This is a genomic window from Klebsiella sp. V115_8 (assembly GCF_029967715.1).
GTDB classification, from domain to species: domain Bacteria; phylum Pseudomonadota; class Gammaproteobacteria; order Enterobacterales; family Enterobacteriaceae; genus Klebsiella; species Klebsiella quasipneumoniae.
On record NZ_JASCAR010000023.1, the window covers coordinates 19,194 to 40,588 of the forward strand.

The 21,395-nt window shown below is 60.2% G+C and carries 21 protein-coding genes and 1 riboswitch; of the genes, 11 read left to right on the forward strand and 10 right to left on the reverse strand.

Annotated elements, in window-relative coordinates; all coding sequences use genetic code 11:
• Window positions 1-35 precede the first annotated feature (35 nt).
• Window positions 36-1,085: an AI-2E family transporter gene (locus QLG03_RS07725; protein WP_004202085.1), complete on the forward strand. Its 1,050-nt coding sequence runs from the start codon at window positions 36-38 to the stop codon at window positions 1,083-1,085.
• Here the strand turns inward: QLG03_RS07725 and arnF are convergent.
• The 8 genes from arnF to QLG03_RS07765 all read right to left on the reverse strand — a co-directional run bounded on the left by arnF (window position 1,082) and on the right by QLG03_RS07765 (window position 9,360).
• Window positions 1,082-1,462, reverse strand: a complete 381-nt coding sequence (gene arnF / locus QLG03_RS07730; protein WP_032454284.1) for a 4-amino-4-deoxy-L-arabinose-phosphoundecaprenol flippase subunit ArnF — start codon at window positions 1,460-1,462, stop codon at window positions 1,082-1,084. The genes QLG03_RS07725 and arnF overlap by 4 nt on opposite strands.
• Window positions 1,462-1,800 (reverse strand): 4-amino-4-deoxy-L-arabinose-phosphoundecaprenol flippase subunit ArnE, encoded by a 339-nt coding sequence (gene arnE, locus QLG03_RS07735; protein ID WP_023291259.1) that lies wholly within the window; start codon window positions 1,798-1,800, stop codon window positions 1,462-1,464. The genes arnF and arnE overlap by 1 nt, the downstream gene beginning before the upstream one ends.
• On the reverse strand, window positions 1,797-3,452 hold the full coding sequence (gene arnT, locus QLG03_RS07740; RefSeq protein WP_110238015.1) for a lipid IV(A) 4-amino-4-deoxy-L-arabinosyltransferase: 1,656 nt from the start codon (window positions 3,450-3,452) through the stop codon (window positions 1,797-1,799). Before arnT ends, arnE begins: the two co-directional genes overlap by 4 nt.
• Window positions 3,452-4,354: a 4-deoxy-4-formamido-L-arabinose-phosphoundecaprenol deformylase gene (gene arnD / locus QLG03_RS07745; protein WP_255989245.1), complete on the reverse strand. Its 903-nt coding sequence runs from the start codon at window positions 4,352-4,354 to the stop codon at window positions 3,452-3,454. The genes arnT and arnD overlap by 1 nt, the downstream gene beginning before the upstream one ends.
• Window positions 4,351-6,336 carry a bifunctional UDP-4-amino-4-deoxy-L-arabinose formyltransferase/UDP-glucuronic acid oxidase ArnA gene (gene arnA / locus QLG03_RS07750; protein ID WP_023291262.1) on the reverse strand — a complete coding sequence of 662 codons (1,986 nt, stop codon included), beginning with the start codon at window positions 6,334-6,336 and terminating at the stop codon, window positions 4,351-4,353. Before arnA ends, arnD begins: the two co-directional genes overlap by 4 nt.
• On the reverse strand, window positions 6,333-7,316 hold the full coding sequence (gene arnC, locus QLG03_RS07755) for an undecaprenyl-phosphate 4-deoxy-4-formamido-L-arabinose transferase (RefSeq protein WP_023291263.1): 984 nt from the start codon (window positions 7,314-7,316) through the stop codon (window positions 6,333-6,335). The genes arnA and arnC overlap by 4 nt, the downstream gene beginning before the upstream one ends.
• 1 nt (window position 7,317) lies before the next feature.
• On the reverse strand, window positions 7,318-8,457 hold the full coding sequence (gene arnB / locus QLG03_RS07760; protein WP_255989248.1) for a UDP-4-amino-4-deoxy-L-arabinose aminotransferase: 1,140 nt from the start codon (window positions 8,455-8,457) through the stop codon (window positions 7,318-7,320).
• A 396-nt stretch (window positions 8,458-8,853) separates the two neighbouring features.
• Window positions 8,854-9,360: a phenolic acid decarboxylase gene (locus tag QLG03_RS07765; protein ID WP_012540376.1), complete on the reverse strand. Its 507-nt coding sequence runs from the start codon at window positions 9,358-9,360 to the stop codon at window positions 8,854-8,856.
• 97 nt (window positions 9,361-9,457) lie between these two features.
• Between QLG03_RS07765 and QLG03_RS07770 the strand changes: the two genes are divergently transcribed.
• The 8 genes from QLG03_RS07770 (at window position 9,458) to QLG03_RS07805 (ending at window position 17,086) form a co-directional block, all read left to right on the forward strand.
• The gene (locus tag QLG03_RS07770) at window positions 9,458-10,318 is read left to right on the forward strand and encodes a LysR family transcriptional regulator (RefSeq protein WP_255989250.1); all 861 of its coding nucleotides are present in this window, start codon (window positions 9,458-9,460) and stop codon (window positions 10,316-10,318) included.
• 137 nt (window positions 10,319-10,455) lie between these two features.
• Entirely contained in the window at window positions 10,456-12,024 is a 1,569-nt protein-coding gene (nikA, locus tag QLG03_RS07775; RefSeq protein ID WP_048335502.1) for a nickel ABC transporter substrate-binding protein, read from the forward strand.
• Window positions 12,024-12,968: a nickel ABC transporter permease subunit NikB gene (gene nikB, locus QLG03_RS07780; RefSeq protein WP_023291267.1), complete on the forward strand. Its 945-nt coding sequence runs from the start codon at window positions 12,024-12,026 to the stop codon at window positions 12,966-12,968. The genes nikA and nikB overlap by 1 nt, the downstream gene beginning before the upstream one ends.
• A complete protein-coding gene (gene nikC / locus QLG03_RS07785; protein WP_023291268.1) occupies window positions 12,965-13,798 on the forward strand; it encodes a nickel ABC transporter permease subunit NikC in 834 nt (277 codons plus the stop codon). The genes nikB and nikC overlap by 4 nt, the downstream gene beginning before the upstream one ends.
• Window positions 13,798-14,562, forward strand: coding sequence for a nickel import ATP-binding protein NikD (gene nikD / locus QLG03_RS07790; protein WP_023291269.1), 765 nt, complete (start codon window positions 13,798-13,800; stop codon window positions 14,560-14,562). Before nikC ends, nikD begins: the two co-directional genes overlap by 1 nt.
• A complete protein-coding gene (gene nikE / locus QLG03_RS07795) occupies window positions 14,559-15,350 on the forward strand; it encodes a nickel import ATP-binding protein NikE (protein ID WP_255989254.1) in 792 nt (263 codons plus the stop codon). Before nikD ends, nikE begins: the two co-directional genes overlap by 4 nt.
• Window positions 15,338-15,736 carry a nickel-responsive transcriptional regulator NikR gene (gene nikR, locus QLG03_RS07800; RefSeq protein WP_023291271.1) on the forward strand — a complete coding sequence of 133 codons (399 nt, stop codon included), beginning with the start codon at window positions 15,338-15,340 and terminating at the stop codon, window positions 15,734-15,736. Before nikE ends, nikR begins: the two co-directional genes overlap by 13 nt.
• 98 nt (window positions 15,737-15,834) lie before the next feature.
• A riboswitch (M-box (ykoK) riboswitch) is annotated at window positions 15,835-16,016 on the forward strand.
• A 56-nt stretch (window positions 16,017-16,072) separates the two neighbouring features.
• Window positions 16,073-17,086 (forward strand): magnesium transporter, encoded by a 1,014-nt coding sequence (locus QLG03_RS07805; RefSeq protein WP_023291272.1) that lies wholly within the window; start codon window positions 16,073-16,075, stop codon window positions 17,084-17,086.
• A 37-nt stretch (window positions 17,087-17,123) separates the two neighbouring features.
• Here the strand turns inward: QLG03_RS07805 and QLG03_RS07810 are convergent, their stop codons facing one another.
• A complete protein-coding gene (locus tag QLG03_RS07810; protein ID WP_255989256.1) occupies window positions 17,124-18,317 on the reverse strand; it encodes an NAD(P)/FAD-dependent oxidoreductase in 1,194 nt (397 codons plus the stop codon).
• 229 nt (window positions 18,318-18,546) lie between these two features.
• Between QLG03_RS07810 and pitA the strand changes: the two genes are divergently transcribed.
• Window positions 18,547-20,043 (forward strand): inorganic phosphate transporter PitA, encoded by a 1,497-nt coding sequence (gene pitA, locus QLG03_RS07815; protein WP_004204940.1) that lies wholly within the window; start codon window positions 18,547-18,549, stop codon window positions 20,041-20,043.
• 59 nt (window positions 20,044-20,102) lie between these two features.
• Here the strand turns inward: pitA and uspB are convergent, their stop codons facing one another.
• Window positions 20,103-20,438, reverse strand: a complete 336-nt coding sequence (gene uspB / locus QLG03_RS07820) for a universal stress protein UspB (protein ID WP_002921203.1) — start codon at window positions 20,436-20,438, stop codon at window positions 20,103-20,105.
• 382 nt (window positions 20,439-20,820) lie between these two features.
• Here uspB and uspA point away from each other — a divergent pair, with 382 nt between their 5' ends.
• Window positions 20,821-21,258, forward strand: a complete 438-nt coding sequence (gene uspA / locus QLG03_RS07825) for a universal stress protein UspA (RefSeq protein ID WP_004145166.1) — start codon at window positions 20,821-20,823, stop codon at window positions 21,256-21,258.
• Window positions 21,259-21,395 lie beyond the last annotated feature (137 nt).

Genomic DNA, 21,395 nt, shown 5'->3' on the forward strand with positions numbered 1-21,395 from the left:
ACACTTATCAGGCGCGACTCACAAAAGGAATACCTATGTCCCCTCCGCAGGCTGATAAAGCCGGGCTCCATATTTTACTTAAGCTGGCGGCGCTGGTGATTATCCTCGCCGGGATCCACGCCGCCGCCGATATTCTGGTGCAGCTCCTGCTGGCGCTGTTTTTCGCTATCGTCCTCAACCCGCTGGTCACCTGGTTCATTCGCCGCGGGGTGCGGCGCCCGTTCGCCATTACGCTGGTGGTAACGGCAATGCTGGTCATGCTGACCGCGCTGCTTGGCGTGCTGGCGGCGTCGCTCAATGACTTTGTCGCCATGCTGCCCGATTTCAACCGCGCCCTGACGCGTAAGATCGTCCAGCTCCAGGAGTATCTCCCCTTTCTCAACCTGCATATCAATCCGGAGCGCATGCTGCGACGTATGGATTCAGAACGGCTGATGACCTGGGCCACGACGCTGATGACCCAGCTTTCCGGGGCGATGGCCAGCATTGTGCTGCTGGTGATGACGGTGATCTTTATGCTGTTTGAGGTTCGCCACCTGCCCTACAAACTGCGTTTTGCCCTCAATAACCCTCGCCTGCATATCGCCGGGCTGCACCGGGCGCTGAAAGGCGTCACCCACTATCTGGCGCTGAAAACGCTGATCAGCCTGTGGACCGGCCTGATTGTCTGGCTGGGGCTGCTGGCGATGGGGGTGCAGTTCGCGCTGATGTGGGGGGTGCTGGCGTTCCTGTTGAACTATGTGCCGAATATCGGATCCGCCATCTCCGCCATCCCGCCCATGCTGCAGGCGCTGCTGTTCAGCGGCATCTATGAGTGCCTGCTGGTCGGGGCGCTGTTTCTGGTGGTGCATATGGTGTTGGGCAACATGGTGGAGCCGCGCATGATGGGCCACCGGCTGGGGATGTCGACCCTGGTGGTGTTCCTGTCGCTGCTGGTCTGGGGCTGGCTGCTGGGGCCGGTGGGAATGCTGCTCTCGGTGCCGTTAACCAGCGTCTGTAAAATCTGGATGGAGACCACCGTCGGGGGCAGCAAGCTGGCGATCCTGCTCGGCCCGGGGCGCCCCAAAAGCCGGCTCCCCGGCTAGCGGCGTTTCACCGGCCAGAAGATGGTCAATACGCCGGCGACGATAATCGCCACGCCCAGCAGCGATTGCCAGTGGAACGGCTCGTGCCAGCCGGGCAGCCAGATGGCGGCGGCCCAAACGAGGATATAGCTCAGGCTCAGCAGCGCATACGCTTTCGACAGCGGCAGACGGTGGAGGGCAAAGTACCAGCAGACCATCGACAGCAGGTAGCCCAGCAGGCCGAAAAACAGGCCGAAGGTGCCGGGCTGGAGATGCAGCAGATGCTGGAGAAACGCCAGAATATCGGTCAGCGGCGGCAACACCACCATGGCGCTGCGCAGCAGCAGCTGCGCGCCGCTGACGAGGCCGACGCTGAATAATGCCCAGAGAAAGCCCATCAGACGCTGGTCCCCAGAATGACAATGCCCACGACGATCAACCCGACGCCAAACCAGTGGCGGGGAGCGACCGGCTCATGCCAGATGCCCCAGCCCGCGAGGGTGACCCAGACGAAGTTCAGACTCAGCATCGGATAGGCGATGCTCACCGGAATTGACTGCAGGACGCTCAGCCACAGCAGCATGCCGCAGCCGAGGCATAACAGCGCCATCCCCAGCCAGAAGAGTATATGACGACTCCGCCGTCCGCGACGGGACGGGCGGGTCGCCTGTTTCTGGCACAGCTGTCCGGCGCAGCTCAGCAGGCTGGCGAACACCAGACAGATCCAGACGCTCATTGCGGCAGATACTGAAGGAAAACGACCCGCCCCAGCTCGTAAGCGTTATCGGGTTTCGGTAACGGTAAGTCGAGCATACTCTCTCCTTTATCCATCAACAGCACCAGCGAGACCGGCCCCTGCTGACGATGCGCGGCCAGCCAGTCGGCAAACCCGGCCTGGCTGACAAAGCTTCCCTGAGCGTCCGGCCAGTCGAGACCGTACTTCAGCTCACCCTGTTTGTCGAACATAATAATATCGCTTCGCTTCAGCTCCCAGGCCAGGCCGCCGGCGATCCCGACGTTGTTGGTCAGGACGTAGCGGCTGGGCTGCAGGGATTCGCTGACGATATCCACGAGGAACTGCGGCTGTTTGCTGTCGATAACCCGGTCCGGGATGGCGAAGCCCACCAGCAGCGCCAGGCCGAGCGGGCAAAGCGCCGCCAGGCTCCAGCGGCGGCCAGCGTCTTTCATCGCCAGCCAGCCCATCAGCGCCCAGACGGCGAAGGCGATCGCCGCCAGCAGACATTTATACAGCTCAATCTTGGTCCACACCGGCTTATGCATCACGCCCCAGGGCGAGACCACCAGCACGGCGATCAGCCCCAGCAGGCCGACGCCCAGGTTGATCATCCCGTTGACCCGTAACGCTTTCGCGCCGGTATTCGCCGCCTCCAGCGCGTAGCGCGCCATCAGGATCGACAGCGGCGCAAAGCACGGCAGGATATAGGTCGGCAGTTTGCCTTTGGCGATGCTGAAGAACAGGAGCGGCATCGCCACCCAGCCTAACAGATACAGCGCGCCGCGGGCCTCATCGCGCTCAAGCCAACCGCGCTTCAGCGCCCCCGGCAGCAGGGCCAGCCACGGCAGGCTGCCGGCGATCAGGAACGGGATGTAGTACCAGAACGGCGCTTTGTGCTGGGCGTCTTTTTCGGCGAAACGCTGAATATGCTCGACCCAGAAGAAGTAGCGCCAGAAGTCCGGCTCGCGCTGGGCAATAGCCAGCCCCCAGGGCAGCACCACCAGCGTACAGACGACCACCGCCAGCCAACCGTAGGTCAGCACTTCACGCCAGCGTCGACGGGCGATCACCCACGGCAGAACGCCCACTACCGGCACCGCCAGCGCAAGGAAGCCTTTGGTCATCACCCCCATACCGCAGGCGACGCCCAGCAGCGCGTAACCCAGTATTTTGCCGCTGCGGCTCTGCGCCTGCGTCGCGCCCCAGAAACTGCACATCGCCAGCGCCAGCCACAGGGTGATCATCGGGTCCAGCACCGCATAGGTGCCAATCGCATACACCAGCATCGCGGTGAGAAAAATCACCGGCGACAGGACAGCTACCTTTTTGTCGCGAAAGACGCGCCACGCCAGCCAGGCAACCAGCACGGCGGTCATGGTGATGGCGAAGACCGACCCAAAGCGTACGCCGAAGTTATTATGGCCAAACAGCCATTGACCGATACTGTTGATCCAGTAACCGGCAATCGGCTTTTCGAAATAGCGCAATCCGAGAAAATGCGGCACCACCCAGTCGCCGGTGGCCAGCATTTCACGGCTGATCTCCGCGTAGCGGGTTTCATCGGGTTGCCAGAGCAAACGGAAATTAAGCGGCAGCAGGTAATACAGCGCAAACAGCGCAATCAGAGAGACGCCATAGCGAATGCTTTTCATCAAACACCCGAAGTCAGTAATTGTTCACGTCCGAGCCAGCCTTCCCGGCCAGCCAGTTCACCCCGAACCACTTTGCCAGACGGCAGCTCGCTAAAGTCAGCGGGCAACAGCTGGCTCAGTGGGCAAAACTGAATTTCTTCTTCCGCCGCCACGGTCAGCAGTTCATTGAACTGATCCGCGTAGGCAATGCCTTCCACTTCGGCGTGAATGGTATAGACCGGCACGCCTGGGTCGCGATGGATGCAGTCGAGGAGATAGCGGTTAAAGCCGGCGATATCCACCGCCGTGCCCACCGCCTCGTCCCAGGTCGGCAGCGTGACCGGGATCTGCACCGTACCGGAGACACCGCTGCCGAGCTGGGGCAGAAACGGCCGCGTGCCGCGACAGTCACTGTTGTAGAGGAAATCGAAGGATTCTTTGGCTTTCACCACTCGCTGATCGGCGCGCCAGCCGGCGACAGCCGAGCAGGTGACCGGCCGGCCGATGATGCGTTCGAGCTCCAGCAGGCCGCGCTCAACCTCCAGCGTCAGCCGTTCCTGCGGCCAGACGCCGCTCCACGCCTGCCAGCTGTAGTGGTCCCAGGCGTGCAGGCCCACTTCATGAGACTCGGCGGCAGCGCGGATCACCGCCTCGTTCCCCGCGCCGATGCGGCGTCCCGGCCACGCGGTGCCGGCCAGCAGAATATCCCAGCCGTACAGCGAGGCCGCTCTGGAGCGCAGCATCTTCCACAGAAACTTCGGTTTTACCAGGCGCCACAGGTGGCGCCCCATATTGTCCGGCCCGACGCTGAAGAAGAAGCTTGCCCGGATCCCGTGCTGACCCAGCAGGTCCAGCAGCCGCGGAACGCCGTCCCGCGTGCCGCGAAAGGTATCGACATCTATGCGTAAGCCGACCTGTTTCATGGATTTTTAGCGTCCACCAGTTCAACCGTGCGCAGGAAGAAGTCCAGCGTATGCTCAACGGTCTCTTCCATCTCCACCTTCGGCTCCCAGTTCAGGCAGCGTTTGGCGTTGCGGATGCTCGGTTTGCGATGCTCAACGTCCTGATAGCCCTTGCCGTAGTAGTCGCTGCTTTCCACTTCGCGGAAGCCGGCAAACGGTGGGAAGCGATCGCGCAGCGGATGGCGTTCGAAGCAGGCCAGCAGCATCTCCGCCAGCTCTTTGATGCTTGCTTCGTTATCCGGGTTACCGATGTTGATGATCTGCCCGTCGCAGCGGCCGTCTTTGTTCTCGATGATGCGGAACAGCGCTTCGATACCATCGCTGATGTCGGTGAAGCAGCGCTTCTGCTTACCGCCTTCGATGAGCTTGATCGGCGAGCCTTCCACCAGGTTGAGGATCAGCTGGGTGATGGCGCGGGAGCTGCCGATACGCGCGGCGTTGAGGTTATCCAGACGCGGCCCCATCCAGTTGAACGGACGGAACAGAGTGAACTTCAGGCCATTCTTATCGCCGTAGGCCCAGATCACGCGGTCCAGCAGCTGCTTGGAGACCGAGTAGATCCAGCGCTGTTTGTTGATCGGCCCGACCACCAGATTGGAAGTGTCTTCGTCGAAGTTTTTATCAGTGCACATGCCGTACACTTCCGAGGTCGACGGGAAGATGATGCGCTTATTGTATTTCACGCAGTCGCGGATGATCTTCAGGTTCTCTTCGAAATCCAGCTCGAAGACGCGCAGCGGGTTGCGGGTGTACTCGATAGGGGTGGCGATGGCCACCAGCGGCAGCACCACGTCGCATTTCTTAATGTGATATTCGATCCACTCGGAGTGAATGCTGATATCGCCTTCCACAAAGTGGAAACGCGGGCAGTCGAGGAAACGGCTGATGGCGTCGGAGCCGATATCCAGGCCGTAAATCTCATAGTTGTCGTCCTGCAGCAGGCGTTCGGTCAGATGGTTACCGATAAAGCCATTGACGCCGAGGATCAGCACCCGGGTGCGACGCTTAACCGCCACCACCGGTTTGCTGCTGATCACCGCCCCGGACACCAGGCCCAGCCCCTGCGCCAGCTGGGCGCCCTGCATGTACACCCCGCGTTCGGTCTGACCGGTGACAATCTCCAGCGCCCCCTCCTGGCACGCCACGATCAGCGGCGCAACGGAGATAACGGTACCCGGCTTAGCTGCCGGCAGATCATGACGGACGCGGGATTTCCAGACGATAAACTTGTTCGCGCCGGCGTAGCCGAAGGCGCCCGGCCACGGATCGGAGACGGCGCGCACCAGATTGTGCAGGGTCTGCGCCGACTGCTCCCAGTCGAGGCGGCCATCTTCCGGGGTACGACGCCCCACATAGGTCGCCTGGCTGTGATCCTGCGGACGTTCATCGGTGGTTCCGGCGAGGATCGCCGGCAGCGCCTGGCCCAGCAGCCCGGTGGCGGCGGCGCACAGCTTGCGGTGCAGCGTCAGGGCGGCGTCATCCGGGCCAATCGCCACGGCCTGCTGGGCGACGATATCCCCCGCGTCAGCGCGGTTCACCATCCGGTGCAGGGTGACGCCGGTTTCGCTTTCGCCATTGACCAGCACCCAGTTCAGCGGCGCGCGGCCGCGATATTTCGGCAGCAGCGAACCGTGCAGGTTAAACGCCCCTTTCGGCGCGAGACGGAGGATCTCATCGCCCAGCAGATTGCGGTAGTAGAAGGAGAACAGCACGTCCGGCTTCATCTCGCGGATACGCTCAATCCACAGCGGATGGTTCACGTCTTCCGGCGCCCACACCGGAATGCCCTGCTCGGCAGCAAGGCGCGCCACGGAGCCAAAGAAATGGTTTTCGCCAGGGTTATCCGGGTGGGTGAAAATAGCAGCGATATCATACCCGGCGTCCAGCAGAGCCTGGATACCGGTGCAGCCCATATCGTGATAAGCGAAGACTACGGCTTTCATGAACGATCTTCCTCTTTAGATGCCGTTTCCGGCTGGCGAACAACACGTTGAATAAAGTAGCGGGGACGCGCGCGCACGTCGTTATAGATGCGTCCGATATACTCCCCGAGCAGGCCCATACCGATAAACTGGGCGCCGATGAACATAAACAGCACGGCGAAGAGCATAAACACCCCTTCCGCCGCCCACTGCGGGCCGAAGGCCAGACGCAGCACCACCAGCAGCAGGCCGAAGGCGAAGCCCAGCAGGGCTATCACGCTGCCGAAAATGCTGAGCAGACGCAGCGGCGTGGTGGTCAGACAGGTCACCAGGTCGTACATCAGGTTGATCAGGCGCATAAAGCTGTATTTGGAGTCGCCGAATTCACGCTCGGCGTGCATCACCGGGATCTCCACCGCGCGACGGGCGAAGGTATTCGCCAGAATCGGGATAAAGGTGCTGCGCTCGTGGCAGTTGAGCATCGCGTCGATAATGTGGCGACGGTAGGCGCGCAGCATGCAGCCGTAGTCGCCCATCGCTTTGCCGGTGGTGCGCTGGATCAGGCGGTTGATCATCTTCGAGGCGGTTTTGCGGAAGATGCTGTCCTGACGGTTCTGACGGACGGTGCCCACCACGTCGTAACCTTCATCCGCCTTCGCCACCAGCCGGGGGATCTCTTCCGGCGGGTTTTGCAGGTCGGCATCAAGGGTAATAATCAGATCGCCCGTCACATGGCTGAAGCCGGCCATGATCGCCGAGTGCTGGCCGTAGTTACGGTTTAATAGCACGGCGACGACGTGACTGCCTTCCGCCTCGGCGGCTTCGGTGAGCATGCGCGCGGAATCGTCGCTGCTGCCATCGTCGATCAGCAGAATTTCATATTGCCGCCCCAGCGTGGCGCAGGCGGTTTCCGTACGACGAAGCAGCTCCGGCAGGCTATCCTGTTCGTTATAAACCGGGATAACCACCGAGACCTTCTTCACGGGAGGGTAAGTAAGCATATCAACGTCCTGACAGCTGGCGCAGTGCGGAAATGACGCGAGTGACATCGTCATCGGTCATGTCCGGGAACAACGGGAGAGAACAGATGCGGGCGCTGTTCCATTCGGTATTCGGCAGGGAAACCTCAGGGAAGCGCTCGCGGTAATATTTTTGCGTATGGGCCGCACGGAAGTGCAGACCGGTGCCGATACCCATCGCCTTCAGCTTTTCCATCAACGCGTCGCGGCTGATGTCGCACGCAGCCTCATCGACGCGGATGATAAACAGATGCCAGGCGTGCTGGTGATCCCAGGCCGGGACGCTCAGGGGCGTAAACGGCGTGTCCGCCAGTTCGCGCAGATAGCGCTGGGCAATTTCCGCCCGGCGCTGGTTGGCGTGAGGCAGTTTTTCCAGCTGGACCAGCGCCAGCGCGGCGTTGATGTCGGCAAGGTTGTATTTAAAGCCCGGAGCGATCACCTCCGCCTGCGGCGCGCGGCCGTGGGTCTGGCGGTCATAGGCGTCCACGCCGAGGCCATGGAATTTCAGGCTACGGATGCGGGAGGCCAGCTCGTCGTCGTCGGTGACAACCAGCCCGCCTTCAGCGCAGGTCATATTTTTGATCGCGTGGAACGAGAAAATCGCGGTCCCCTGCCAGCCTACGTGGCGGCCTTTATAGTGGGTCCCCGCCGCATGGGCGGCGTCTTCGATCACCGGAATGCCATGGCGCTCGCCCACCGCGCGAATGGCGTCGATATCGGCTGGCGCCCCCGCGTAGTGCACAGGAATAATCGCTTTGGTCCGCGAGGTGATCGCCGCTGCCACCGCCTCAGGGGTGATCATCAGATTGTCGTTATCGACATCGATCATCACCGGCGTGGCGCCCAGCAGGCAGATCATATTGAGGGTGGAGACCCAGGTCTGGGACGGCGTAATGACTTCATCGCCGGGGCCAATACCCAGCGCCATCAGGGTCACGTGCATCCCGCCGGTCGCTGAACTGACGGCAATCGCGTGGCGGTTGCCGGTCAACTGGCAGAATGCCGCTTCAAGTGCCTGATTCTTCGGCCCGGTGGTGATCCAGCCCGACGCTAAAACTTCACGCAGCGCTGCCAGCTCTGCGTCGCCCATCGACGGGCGCGAAAAAGGCAAAAAATCGCTCATCATCATCCTGTTCTGTAGATGACCCACGCACAAATCAGGGTCGTTAGAATAAAATATCCTGCGCCTGTGGACTTAAACGAAATTAAAATGAAGTGAGTTCAGCGCGGCATTCCATTTCAGGGTATTTCGACCACTATTAATGTAGTTGACCTTGCTTAGGATAATATTAAGAAATTAATCTTTTCTCAGCATAGCCAAATAAATCATTAATAAACAGAATGATAGGTTTTATTTATGGCAGAATTTTGACAAAAAAACGTTCCTGTCTGGAAAAGCAAACAGGAACGCTATCGCGGAAAGTAAACGGGGGTTAAACCAGATAACAATTAATGACGCTGTCTTTGTCACGCTTGATGACAAAAAGTTAGCGCAGATCACAAAGTTATTTCTGCTTAATTACAAATTTGCAGGAAAATCCGCAGGCAATTCACTCGCCGGGCAATTAATTACCTCATCATTATCTGCGCCACAGTCGCGAATGAAGGTGATGGTGGCGAACTCGTCAATCACTTCTGTCGGGTAGGCCGGGCCGGCATCGCGGTAAGAATTCATCAGCGGAATGTGATCGTTCTGGAAGCAGACGGTTTTTTCCGGGTTATTCATGATCCAGCGCGGGAAGAAGATGGTGCCGTGGAACAGTTTATCGCCCAGGTTGACGATCAGGCTCACGTCGGTACCGGTCGGTTCGGTCCAGGAGATTTTGTAGATACTTTCCCCCACCCGCACGATGTACGCTTCCTGATCTTTCACCCAGCGATTGCCGACGATGCCGCTGTGAATACGGTAGTCGAGGGTGTGGCCGTTTTTGACGTAAATTTCGTAGTTCCAGCCGTTGTCGTAGGTGTAGACCAGATGTTTACCGATAAAGCCGCTGAGGTCATGTTTGTCGAAAGTGCTCATCATTTATTCTCCTCTGTGTTGTTGAGGACAGCATACGTCTTTAAAAATTGAATGAATAACGCTATGTTTGGATTAAATACATCCAAATTTTAGATTGATTATGCACAAGACAACCCTGGAGCAGTGGGCATTACTGGAAAAGGTAGTGGAACTCGGGAGCTTTGCCAGAGCGGCGGAGGAGACCAACCGCAGTCAGTCTTCGGTGAGCTATAACCTCGCGCTGCTGCAGGAGCGCTTAGGGGTGGCGCTGCTGGCGCCGTCCGGTCGGCGGGCGGTGCTGACCCCGGCCGGCGAACTGCTGCTGAATCAGGTCAAACCGTTGCTGCAGGCCTTCGCCTACGTTGAGACGCATGCTGCCACTCTGCGCAACGGGGCGCGCACCCGTCTGGACCTGGTGGTCGACAGCATTTTCCCGCGCCAGCGGCTGTTCGCCATTTTGCGCCAGTTTCAGCAGCGTTATTCGCAGACTCAGGTCAGACTCACCGAAGTGCTGGAAAATATTGATGACGAGGGCGCGGCGCGAACGGAAGCCGATGTCATGGTTCTGACCCGCCGCCAGGATATTACCGGCCGCGGAGAGTGGCTGATGAATATTGATTTTATCGCCGTCGCCCACCGCGACCATCCTCTCGCCGCCCTCGACGGTCCGCTGGAGGATAGCGCGCTGGCGCCATGGCCGCTGGTGCGCATTGCCGACCAGACCGGCGATGGCCAGGCGACGCGTGACGCCTGGACCTTCTCCACCATTGACGCGGCCATTGATGCAGTGATGTATCAGGTCGGCTTCGGCTGGCTGCCGGAAGAGCGCATTCGTTCCCATCTCGATCAGGGCGTGCTGAAGCGGCTGCCCCTCAGCCACGGCGCGCGCCGCGCGACGCCGCTGCATCTGATCGTCAAGCGGGATCTGGCGCCGATCGACGAACAGGTGGCCACGCTGCTGGGGTTGTTCCGGGCGCCCTGAGGGGTAAGGCGGCGCCTGCCCCTGCGCATAATCATACGGATTACTTATACTTTCTGGCGCAATATTGATCCAGGTTACTCCGAAAGTATGATGAATCACTAAAATCGTCATACTTTCCTGTCGCTGAGAACGCCGTCTTGTCTATTTTCCGCCTCACTCTGCTGGCGCTGGTCGCCTGCGCCCCTCTGCTGGCTCAGGCCGCGCAGCACTCGCTTACTACCGCCTGGCCGGTGAACGTCGGCCCGCTGAATCCGCATCTCTATACGCCCAACCAGATGTTTGCCCAAAGCATGGTCTATGAACCGCTGGTGAAGTATCAGGCTGACGGCAGCGTGCAGCCCTGGCTGGCGACCCGCTGGCGCCACTCCGCCGATGGTAAAACCTGGTGGTTTACCCTGCGCGAGGATGTGACCTTCTCCAACGGCGAACCCTTTAACGCCCAGGCCGCGGCGGCTAATTTCCAGGCGGTGCTCGCCAACCGCCAACGCCACGCCTGGCTTGAGCTCGCCAATCAGATAACCGACGTGCGGGCGCTCAGCGCCAGCGAGCTGCAGCTCACCCTGAAAAGCGCCTACGCCCCCTTACTCCAAGAGCTGGCCCTACCCCGCCCGTTCCGCTTTATCGCCCCCTCGCAGTTTATCGATGGCGGCACCGCCAACGGCATCAAAGCCCCGATCGGCACCGGGCCGTGGCGACTGGCGAGTTCGCAGCTCAATCAGCGCGACGTGCTGGTACGCAACGAACGCTACTGGGGTAATAAACCCGCGCTACAGCAAATCACCATCAAAGTGATCCCCGACGCCACCAGCCGCGCGGTGGCGTTCGAAACCGGAGAAATCGACATGCTCTACGGCGACGAGGGGCTGCTGCCGCTGGATACCTTCGAACGCTTTCGTCATCACCCCGGCTACGCGGCTCGTCTCTCCGCCCCGGCGGAGACGGTGATGCTGGCGCTGAACGCCAGCCAGGGCCCGACCCGCGAGCAGGCGGTTCGCGAGGCGCTCAACTACGCCGTCGACAAGCAGACCCTCGTTGATAGCGTGCTCTACGGCACCCAGCAGGTTGCCGACACCCTGTTTGCGCCCTCGGTCCCCTACGCCCCGCAGGATCTGACGCCGCGCCGTTACGACCCGGCAAAAGCCCGCGCCCTGCTGGCGCAGGCCGGCTGGCAGCAACCGGAAGGCCAGCCCTGGCGACAAAAGGCCGGGCAACCGCTGGCGATTGAGCTGGCGTTTATCGGCACCGACGCGCTGGCTAAATCGATGGCCGAAATTATTCAGGCCAATCTGCGGGAGGTCGGCGTCCGCGTCACCCTGGTGGGCGAGGAGGAGAGCAGCATCTATGCGCGCCAGCGCGAAGGGCGGTTCGGCATGATCTTCAATCGCACCTGGGGCGCCCCCTACGATCCGCATGCCTTTTTAAGCTCGATGCGCGTGCCCTCCCATGCCGATTATCAGGCCCAGCGCGGCCTGCCCGACAAAGGGCTGATTGATAAAGAGATTAGCGAGGTGCTGACCACCAGCGACGAGGCGCAGCGGAAACGGCTGTACCACGATGTGCTGAGCCGCCTGCACCAGGACGCGGTGTACCTGCCCATCAGCTATGTCTCGCTGATGTCGGTTGCGCGCCAGGAGGTCGGGGAGATCCCGTTCGCGCCGGTGAGCACCGAGATCCCTTTCGACCAGATTAAACCGGTAACGCCATAATGCTACGCTATATTTTACGCCGCCTGCTGCTGCTGATCCCGCTGCTGCTCGCCGCCTCCGCCATCATCTTTCTGCTGCTGCGGCTCGGCACCGGCGACCCGGCGCTGGATTATTTACGCCTGTCGAACCTGCCGCCCACTGAAGAGATGGTCGCCTCGACCCGCGAACTGCTGGGGCTCAACCAGCCGCTGGCGATGCAGTATCTGCACTGGCTGTGGCGGGCGCTGCACCTGGACTTTGGCCTCTCCTATGCCACCCGGCGACCGGTGCTGGATGACCTGCTGCACTTCCTGCCGGCCACTCTGCTGCTCACCGGCGCGGCGCTGGCGCTGATCCTCGTCACCTCGCTGCCGCTGGGGATCTGGGCGGCGCGCCATCGCGATCGCCTGCCTGACTTTGCTGTGCGGCTGATTGCCTTCCTCGGCGTGTCGATGCCGAACTTCTGGCTGGCCTTTCTGCTGGTGATGCTTTTTTCCGTGCATCTGCAGTGGCTTCCGGCGATGGGGTACGGCGACTGGCAGCACCTGATATTGCCCGCCGTCTCCATCGCCTTTATGTCGCTGGCGATCAACGCCCGCCTGCTGCGCGCCAGCATGCTGGAGGTCTCCAGTCAGCGTCACGTGGTGTGGGCGCGGCTGCGCGGCTTGAGCGCGCGCCAGGTGGAGCGGCGGCATATCCTGCGCAACGCCACCCTGCCGGTGGTGACCGCCATGGGCATGCACATTGGCGAGCTGATCGGCGGCACCATGATTATCGAAAATATCTTTGCCTGGCCGGGGGTCGGCCGCTACGCGGTTTCCGCGATCTTCAATCGCGATTACCCGGTGATTCAGTGCTTTACGCTGATGATGGTCACGGTGTTCGTGCTGGCTAACCTGGCGGTGGATGTGCTCAACGCGGCGCTCGACCCGCGCCTGCGCCGCCATGAGGAGGTGAGCGTATGAGATGGCTGCGAAACTTCCGCTGGCCGGTGAAACTGGCCATGCTGGTTATTGCGCTGCTGGCGGTCATCGCCATCGGCAGCGGCTGGTGGCTACCTTGGGATCCGGCGGCGATTAACCTGCAGCAGCGACTGCTGCCGCCAGGGGCAGCGCACTGGCTGGGGACCGATCATCTAGGACGGGATATTTTCTCGCGCCTGCTGGCCGCTACCCGCGTCTCGCTGGGGGCGGTAATGGCCTGCCTGCTGCTGGTGCTGCTGATCGGTCTGGCGGTTGGCGGCAGCGCCGGGCTGCTGGGCGGCCGCGCCGACCGCGGCCTGATGCGCCTCGCCGAACTGTTTATGACCTTTCCAACCTCGATCCTGTCGTTCTTTATGGTGGGGGTGCTCGGCACCGGGCTGACCAACGTGATCCTCGCCATTGCGCTATCGCACTGGGCCTGGTACGCCAGAATGGTGCGTAATCTGGTGGTCTCCCTGCGCCAGCGCGAATTTATCCTCGCCGCCCGCCTGAGCGGCGCCAGCCAGTGGCGGCTGTTCAGCGACCATCTGGCAGGGGCGGTGATCCCCTCGCTGCTGGTGCTCGCCTCACTGGATATCGGCCATATGATGCTTCACGTGGCCGGTATGTCGTTCCTTGGCCTCGGCGTCAGCGCGCCGACGGCGGAATGGGGGGTGATGATCAACGACGCCCGGCAGTATATCTGGACCCAGCCGCTGCAGATGGTCTGGCCGGGGCTGGCGCTGTTCATCAGCGTGATGGCCTTTAACCTGCTGGGCGACGCGCTGCGCGATCGCCTCGATCCTCACCTGATCGCGGAGCATAGCCACTGATGCCGCAAAAGATCCAACTGCAACAGATCGCCCTTGCCGCCGACCGCCCGCTGGTCAGCGACGTCTCTCTTACCCTGCGCCGCGGCAAGGTGCTGGCGCTGCTCGGCAGCAGCGGCAGCGGGAAATCGCTTACCTGCGCCGCCGCGCTGGGCCTGCTGCCGCCCGGCGTCAGCCAGACCGCCGGCCGGGTGTTGCTTGACGGCATGCCGGTGCACGGCGAACAGCTGCGCGGCGCGACTATCGCTACCATCATGCAGAACCCACGCAGCGCCTTTAATCCGCTGCATACCATGGCCGCCCACGCCCGGGAAACTTGCCGGGCGGCGGGACGCGAAGCGAATGACGCCGCCCTGCTGGCGGTGATGGAAGAGGTGGGTCTGGATAATCCGCGCTCGCTGCTCAGCCGCTATCCCTTCGAGATGAGCGGCGGCATGCTGCAGCGGATGATGATCGCCCTCGCCCTGCTCAGCCGCGCGCCCTTTATCATCGCCGACGAGCCGACCACCGACCTCGATGCCATCGCCCAGGCGCGGATCCTCGATCTGCTGGCGGATATCGTCGCCAGCCGCGGTCTGGGGCTGCTGCTGGTGACGCATGACATGGGCGTTGTGGCGCGGCTGGCGGATGACGTGACGGTCATGGAGAACGGTCGCCTCGTTGAACAGTGCGATGTAAACACGCTGTTCAGCGCCCCACAGCACCCGCTGAGCCAGCGCCTGCTGGCGGCGCATCTGGCGCTGTACGGACTGGAGAAAACAGCATGAATTTACTCAGCGTCAACGGGGTGAGCCACGATTACCCCCGCCACGGCAGGGTCCTGCACGAGATCCAACTCGCCATCGCCCCCGGCGAAACGGTGGCCCTGCTCGGGCGCAGCGGCTGCGGCAAGAGCACCCTGGCGCGGATGCTGGTGGGCCTGGAAACGCCGCAGCACGGCGATATTGTCTGGCGCGGCACACCGCTGACCGCCCTGAAGGGTGAGGCCATCGGCGCCTTCCGCCGTGATATTCAGCTGGTGTTTCAGGACGCCTTCAGCGCGGTGAATCCGCGCAAAACGGTGCGCGAGATCGTCAGCGAGCCGCTGCGCCATCTGTTCCGCTTGTCGCGCGAGGAGCGCGCACGGCGGGTGGAAGAGATGCTGCACGCGGTCGACCTTTCCACGACGCTGCTCGATAAACGCCCGGCGCAGCTCAGCGGCGGACAGCTGCAGCGCGTCTGCCTGGCTCGCGCCCTGGCGGTGCGGCCGCAGCTGTTGATCCTGGATGAAGCGGTCTCGAATCTCGATCTGCTGCTGCAGGTGGAGATTATCGCCCTGCTGAAGCGCCTGCAGGCCCGGTTTGGCACCGCCTGCCTGTTCATTACCCACGACCTGCGGCTGGTGGAGCGCTTTTGCCAGCGGGTGCTGGTGATGGAGCACGGACGCATCGTCGAAACCGCAACGGTCAGTCTACCGCTGCGCCTGCGCTCCCCTGCCGGACAGGCGCTCCAGCAGGCGGTGCTGCCACCTTTTCCTGCCACTCTGCTCAACGAGGCCATGCCATGCAGCGCGTAACCCTGACCCTTGATGATGACCTGCTGGCCGCTCTCGATGCGCTCAGCGCCCGCCGCGGCTACCACAACCGTTCGGAGGCGGTACGCGATATTCTGCGCGACGCCCTCAACCAGGATCCCGCGCCGTCGGAGCCGCGGCGCGGTTATGCCGTCCTGTCATATGTCTACGAGCATGAAAAACGCGAACTGGCGAGCCGGCTGGTGGCCACCCAGCATCATCATCACGATCTCTCCGTCGCCACGCTGCATGTGCATATCAGCCATGACGACTGCCTGGAGATTGCGGTGCTGAAAGGAGACATGGCCGAGGTGCAGCATTTTGCCGACGACGTGATTGCCCAGCGCGGTGTGCGCCATGGGCATTTGCAGTGTTTAGCGGATGATTAACTATTTGAAAATGCCTGGGTGGTTTATCAACAGTTGATAAACCACCTAAACTATACGCTTTGTGAATTATCCCTCTTCGCCAATAATGGCGCCTCATTTAACGATCTCGTTATGGCGAGGCTCCTGCATAAATACAAGTTACCGCCCTGTTGGTATCGAGAGAGACCACTCAGGGAAATACAGGCTTCCATCGAATCAAGGTGTTGCCAAGGTAACTTCTGGCGGTCATGACCGTTCAGATACGTTATGCAGTGCTAAAACCAGGACGTAGGGATCTGCCTGCGCTAACCCTGTCTTGTTCGCCCCTATGAGTGATTTTTTATAGGGATTTTAATCATGTCTTCCATTCAACTCTGCGCCGCCCATCAGGCGACCTCTGGCTTCGACGGCGATGCCATCGCCCAGTACATGCGTACCGACTTTATTACGCTGCAGGAACATCTCAGCGTCCATGAAGCGCGGGAGCACTTTATCTCACAGCTCACCAGCGATGATATTCCCGGCCAGGTGTTTGTGGTCGCCGGCAAGAAGCTGCGCGGCAGCCTGTCGGTCAAAAAGCTACTGCAGGAAGGGGATGTCGGGCAGTCTATCCGCTACCTGATGGACAGCTGCCTGTTCCGCGTCAAACCTGACGATGAACGCCCGCAGGTGATTGCCGAGCTCAACGAGCGCGGCCTCGACCTGGTTCCCGTCGTCGATAAAGGCGAGCTGGTCGGCTGCCTGATGGAAAAGGAGATCGCCCATCTGCTGGAGGATGACGTCACCGAGGACGCCCAGCTGCAGGGGGCGACGCTGCCGCTGGAAAAACCGTATCTGGACATCAGCCCCTGGACGCTGTGGAAGAAACGCTCGGTGTGGCTGCTGCTGCTGTTCGTGGCCGAAGCCTACACCAGCAGCGTGCTGCAGCATTTTGAAGAGGCGCTGGAATCGGCCATCGCGCTGGCCTTCTTTATTCCGTTGCTCATCGGTACCGGCGGCAACAGCGGAACGCAGATCACCTCGACGCTGGTGCGCTCGATGGCGCTGGGAGAAGTACGGCTGCGCGATATGGGGCGGGTGATCCGCAAAGAGGTATCGACCTCATTTCTGATTGCCTTAACGCTGGGGCTGGCGGGCTGCCTGCGCGCCTGGATGATGGGCATCGGCATGGAAATCACGCTGATCGTCAGCCTGACGCTGGTATGCATTACCCTGTGGAGCGCGATTGTCTCGTCGGTCATCCCGATGGTGCTTAAACGGATCGGCATCGATCCGGCGGTGGTTTCCGCGCCGTTTATCGCCACGCTGATCGATGGCACCGGACTGATCATCTATTTCAAAATCGCCCAGTATTTTCTTGGGTTGAACTAACCTACACGCCCGGGCGCCGAATGCCCGGGCCCTTAGTTTAAGCGTCCACCAGCGCCTGCGCGCAGGCCCAGGCGCTTGACCACGCCCACTGGAAGTTATACCCGCCGAGCCAGCCGGTGACGTCCATCACTTCGCCGATAAAGTAGAGGCCCGGCGACTTGCGCGCCTCCATAGTACGCGACGAGAGCTCATTGGTGTCCACGCCGCCGAGGGTCACCTCCGCCGTCCGGTAGCCTTCGGTGCCGTTCGGCTGCACGCGCCAGGCGGTCAGCGTCTCCACCAGCGCCTGCTGGTCGCGAACGTTCAGCTGCTTCAGCGTGACATCAGGAATTTGCCCCAGCTGCTGCAGGCACTCCACCAGCCGCTTCGGCAACTGCATCGCGAGGGTGTTTTTCAGGCTCTGGTTGGGATGCGCGCCGCGCTGCTCGTTAAGGAAGTCTTCAAGATTGCAGTCCGGCAGCAGATTCACGGTGACGAACTCGCCGGGCTGCCAGTAGCTGGAAATTTGCAGCACCGCCGGTCCGGAAAGGCCGCGATGGGTGAACAACAGATTTTCGCGGAACAGGGTGCCGTTCTCGGCGGTGATGGTCGACGGCACCGAGACGCCGGAGAGAACCTGCAGCTGCTCAAGCAGCGGCTTGTGCAGGGTAAACGGCACCAGACCCGCACGGGTCGGCAGCACCTTCAGGCCGAACTGTTCGGCGATTTTATAGCCGAACGGCGAGGCGCCAAGGCCCGGCATCGACAAGCCGCCGGAGGCGATCACCAGCTTTTTGGTCGCCAGCGTTTCGCCGTTCACCTGGAGCCGGTAACCTTGCTCGTCGCGCTCGACGCAGAGGATTTCGCTGCGCAGGCGGATCTGCACGCCGCCCTTTTCGCATTCCGCCAGCAACAGATTGACGATCTGTTCCGCCGAATCATCGCAAAACAGCTGACCGAGGGTTTTCTCATGCCAGGCGATGCCATATTTGCCGACCAGCTCGATAAAGTCCCACTGGGTGTAGCGCGCCAGGGCAGATTTGCAAAAATGCGGGTTTTGGCTCAAATAGGCCGCCGGCTCAACATACATATTGGTAAAGTTGCAGCGACCGCCGCCGGACATCAGAATTTTTCGCCCCGGCTTTTTGCCGTTGTCGAGCAGCAGAACGCGACAGCCGAGCTGCCCCGCCTGCGCTGCGCAAAACATTCCCGCCGCTCCGGCGCCAACGACAATGGCATCAAACCTTTCCACAGCGCATTCCTCGTTCCCCAATTGTCGGGTTTTGTAAATATTTCACTCTGGTCACACCAGCGGGAAAAATCCCGCATTAGATACATCATTGAAAGATATAGGATTACTCCCAACAGGGTAAAACCTAAACAGGAAGAAAATCAAAAAAAGTCTATATTTCACTTTGCCCGCGCCGCTAAAGTCACTGATAATGCGCCGCGTTCATGTCCTCAAAATGGCGTAACGTCCTATGCTACATTTATTTGCCGGTCTGGATTTACATACCGGACTATTATTATTGCTTGCTTTAGCTTTTGTACTGTTTTACGAAGCGATTAACGGTTTCCATGATACCGCAAACGCGGTGGCTACGGTTATCTACACTCGCGCTATGCGCTCACAGCTCGCTGTGGCGATGGCGGCGCTCTTCAACTTCTTCGGCGTTCTGCTGGGGGGTCTCAGCGTAGCCTATGCCATCGTGCATATGCTGCCGACCGATCTGCTGCTTAACATGGGTTCCGCACATGGCCTCGCCATGGTGTTCTCTATGCTGCTGGCGGCGATCATCTGGAACCTCGGCACCTGGTACTTCGGCCTGCCGGCATCCAGTTCCCATACGCTGATCGGCGCTATCATCGGGATCGGTCTCACCAATGCCTTAATGACCGGTACGTCGGTCGTTGACGCGCTGAATATCCCGAAAGTCATCGGCATTTTTGGATCGCTGATTATCTCGCCTATCGTCGGCCTGGTGATCGCGGGCGGCCTGATTTTCCTGCTGCGTCGCTACTGGAGCGGCACCAAGAAACGGGCGCGTATCCACCTGACCCCAGCGGAGCGTGAAAAGAAAGACGGCAAGAAAAAGCCGCCGTTCTGGACCCGTATCGCCCTGATCCTGTCCGCTATCGGCGTGTCGTTCTCTCACGGCGCTAACGATGGACAGAAAGGTATTGGTCTGGTGATGCTGGTCCTGATTGGCGTCGCCCCGGCGGGCTTCGTGGTGAATATGAACGCCTCCGGTTACGAAATCACCCGTACCCGCGATGCGGTCAACAACGTGGAAACCTTCTTCCAGCAGCGCCCTGACCTGCTGAAGAAAGCCACCGGCGTTGACCAGCTGGTTCCCTCTCCGGACACCAATACCGCGGCCAACGGCGAGTTTCATTGTCATCCGGCGAACACCATCAACGCCCTTGACCGCGTGAAGACCATGCTGACCGGCGTTGAGAACTACGAGTCGCTAAAACCGGAACAGCGCGGCCAGCTGCGTCGCATCATGCTCTGCATCTCCGACACCACCGACAAAGTGGCGAAACTGCCGGACGTGAGCGCTGACGACCAGCGTCTGCTGAAGAAACTGAAAACCGATATGCTGAGCACCATCGAGTACGCGCCAATCTGGATTATAATGGCGGTCGCGCTGGCGCTGGGTATTGGCACCATGATCGGCTGGCGCCGCGTGGCGACCACTATCGGTGAGAAGATTGGTAAGAAGGGCATGACCTACGCCCAGGGGATGTCGGCGCAGATGACTGCGGCGGTGTCTATCGGTCTGGCGAGCTACACCGGGATGCCGGTCTCCACCACCCACGTACTCTCCTCCTCGGTAGCGGGGACGATGCTGGTGGATGGCGGTGGTCTGCAGAAAAAGACGGTGACGAGCATTCTGATGGCCTGGGTGCTGACCCTGCCGGCAGCGATTATCCTTTCAGGCGTCCTTTACTGGCTCTCCCTGAAGCTGATTTAAGCGTTATTCGTTCAAAACGGGCCAGCTTGCTGGCCCGTTTTTTTATCCCGAAGATGCCGTCAGTGCCAAATCATCAACGCAATCAGGCTCACCACCACCAGGCCGCACAGGGCGCTGGTCAGAATAAACTGGCGACGAACACGTTCGCAGCGACGAATAAATTCATCGTCATGATGGTCACGGTAGCGCTGGGCATAGATATACCACACCAGGCGCATCTGTTTGCTGGGCTGCCCGTGCGAGGTAAAAAAGCCGCCGCCATCGACGTACTGATAGAGCAAGGGATCGCAACCACGTAGCACAACCAATAATGCACGCAACGATGAGAAGTAGCGTGCCATATTCACCACACAAACGACACACAGGGCCCAAAACAGCGCAATAGTGCTGATCATACCTCCTCCCCGGCGACCCGCCCACGGAGAAACCCTCCGCGGCTACCGCTCCCCAAATAACCGACGACAATACCGTAAAGAGTGCGATTCCGATCACATTTATTTTTCCGACCGGCTCATTAAATAGTGTAGGAGATCCATTAATTTTTTTACCACAAGGTTATTCGTTATCAATACGTAAGACGGATAAATTTGTTTAACTTTTAGGTGAACCCAGTGCATTGACGGAGTGCGGGGGGCGCTATAAGGTAAGAAATATCTTCTACAATGAAGTCCTTAAAGGCTACCCTCCCGCGAATGTAGCACGCAGGACGCGGGCGAAACGGCAGCACCAGCTGTCAGGTCCAATGGTCATCGACAAACTTATGGAAGGAGTAACACTATGGCTTACAAACATATTCTGATTGCAGTAGACCTGTCCCCGGAGAGTAAAGTACTGGTTGAAAAAGCCGTTTCTATGGCCCGCCCGTATAACGCGAAAGTCTCCCTGATCCACGTGGATGTGAATTACTCCGACCTCTACACCGGGCTGATTGACGTGAACCTCGGCGACATGCAAAAACGCATCTCCGAAGAGACCCATCACGCGCTGACCGAGCTCTCGACCAACGCCGGCTACCCGATCACCGAGACCCTGAGCGGCAGCGGCGACCTGGGCCAGGTGCTGGTCGATGCGATTAAAAAATATGATATGGACCTGGTGGTCTGCGGCCACCATCAGGACTTCTGGAGCAAGCTGATGTCCTCTGCCCGTCAGCTGATCAACACCGTCCATGTCGACATGCTGATTGTCCCGCTACGCGACGAAGAAGACGAATAACCGTCCCGTTGTGTCATGCCAGACGCCCGCCGCTGCGGGCGTTTTTATTTTCGCTTCCGCCTCGCCAGACAATAGAGCTTAACTCCATAAAAAAGCCATTCAATTAGTGTGATCAACCAGTTATTCACTAAAACATC

What these genes read in the sequence shown, in the direction of transcription:
- arnE (WP_023291259.1), bottom strand. Translation starts at nt 1,800, where the DNA reads ATGAGCGTCTGGATCTGTCTGGTGTTCGCCAGCCTGCTGAGCTGCGCC.
- nikE (WP_255989254.1), top strand. Translation starts at nt 14,559, where the DNA reads ATGAATTTACTCAGCGTCAACGGGGTGAGCCACGATTACCCCCGCCAC.
- arnC (WP_023291263.1), bottom strand. Translation starts at nt 7,316, where the DNA reads ATGCTTACTTACCCTCCCGTGAAGAAGGTCTCGGTGGTTATCCCGGTT.
- arnF (WP_032454284.1), bottom strand. Translation starts at nt 1,462, where the DNA reads ATGGGCTTTCTCTGGGCATTATTCAGCGTCGGCCTCGTCAGCGGCGCG.
- pitA (WP_004204940.1), top strand. Translation starts at nt 18,547, where the DNA reads ATGCTACATTTATTTGCCGGTCTGGATTTACATACCGGACTATTATTA.
- arnB (WP_255989248.1), bottom strand. Translation starts at nt 8,457, where the DNA reads ATGAGCGATTTTTTGCCTTTTTCGCGCCCGTCGATGGGCGACGCAGAG.
- nikB (WP_023291267.1), top strand. Translation starts at nt 12,024, where the DNA reads ATGCTACGCTATATTTTACGCCGCCTGCTGCTGCTGATCCCGCTGCTG.
- uspB (WP_002921203.1), bottom strand. Translation starts at nt 20,438, where the DNA reads ATGATCAGCACTATTGCGCTGTTTTGGGCCCTGTGTGTCGTTTGTGTG.
- QLG03_RS07725 (WP_004202085.1), top strand. Translation starts at nt 36, where the DNA reads ATGTCCCCTCCGCAGGCTGATAAAGCCGGGCTCCATATTTTACTTAAG.
- uspA (WP_004145166.1), top strand. Translation starts at nt 20,821, where the DNA reads ATGGCTTACAAACATATTCTGATTGCAGTAGACCTGTCCCCGGAGAGT.
- arnT (WP_110238015.1), bottom strand. Translation starts at nt 3,452, where the DNA reads ATGAAAAGCATTCGCTATGGCGTCTCTCTGATTGCGCTGTTTGCGCTG.
- nikR (WP_023291271.1), top strand. Translation starts at nt 15,338, where the DNA reads ATGCAGCGCGTAACCCTGACCCTTGATGATGACCTGCTGGCCGCTCTC.
- QLG03_RS07770 (WP_255989250.1), top strand. Translation starts at nt 9,458, where the DNA reads ATGCACAAGACAACCCTGGAGCAGTGGGCATTACTGGAAAAGGTAGTG.
- QLG03_RS07765 (WP_012540376.1), bottom strand. Translation starts at nt 9,360, where the DNA reads ATGATGAGCACTTTCGACAAACATGACCTCAGCGGCTTTATCGGTAAA.
- arnA (WP_023291262.1), bottom strand. Translation starts at nt 6,336, where the DNA reads ATGAAAGCCGTAGTCTTCGCTTATCACGATATGGGCTGCACCGGTATC.
- QLG03_RS07805 (WP_023291272.1), top strand. Translation starts at nt 16,073, where the DNA reads ATGTCTTCCATTCAACTCTGCGCCGCCCATCAGGCGACCTCTGGCTTC.
- nikC (WP_023291268.1), top strand. Translation starts at nt 12,965, where the DNA reads ATGAGATGGCTGCGAAACTTCCGCTGGCCGGTGAAACTGGCCATGCTG.
- nikD (WP_023291269.1), top strand. Translation starts at nt 13,798, where the DNA reads ATGCCGCAAAAGATCCAACTGCAACAGATCGCCCTTGCCGCCGACCGC.
- arnD (WP_255989245.1), bottom strand. Translation starts at nt 4,354, where the DNA reads ATGAAACAGGTCGGCTTACGCATAGATGTCGATACCTTTCGCGGCACG.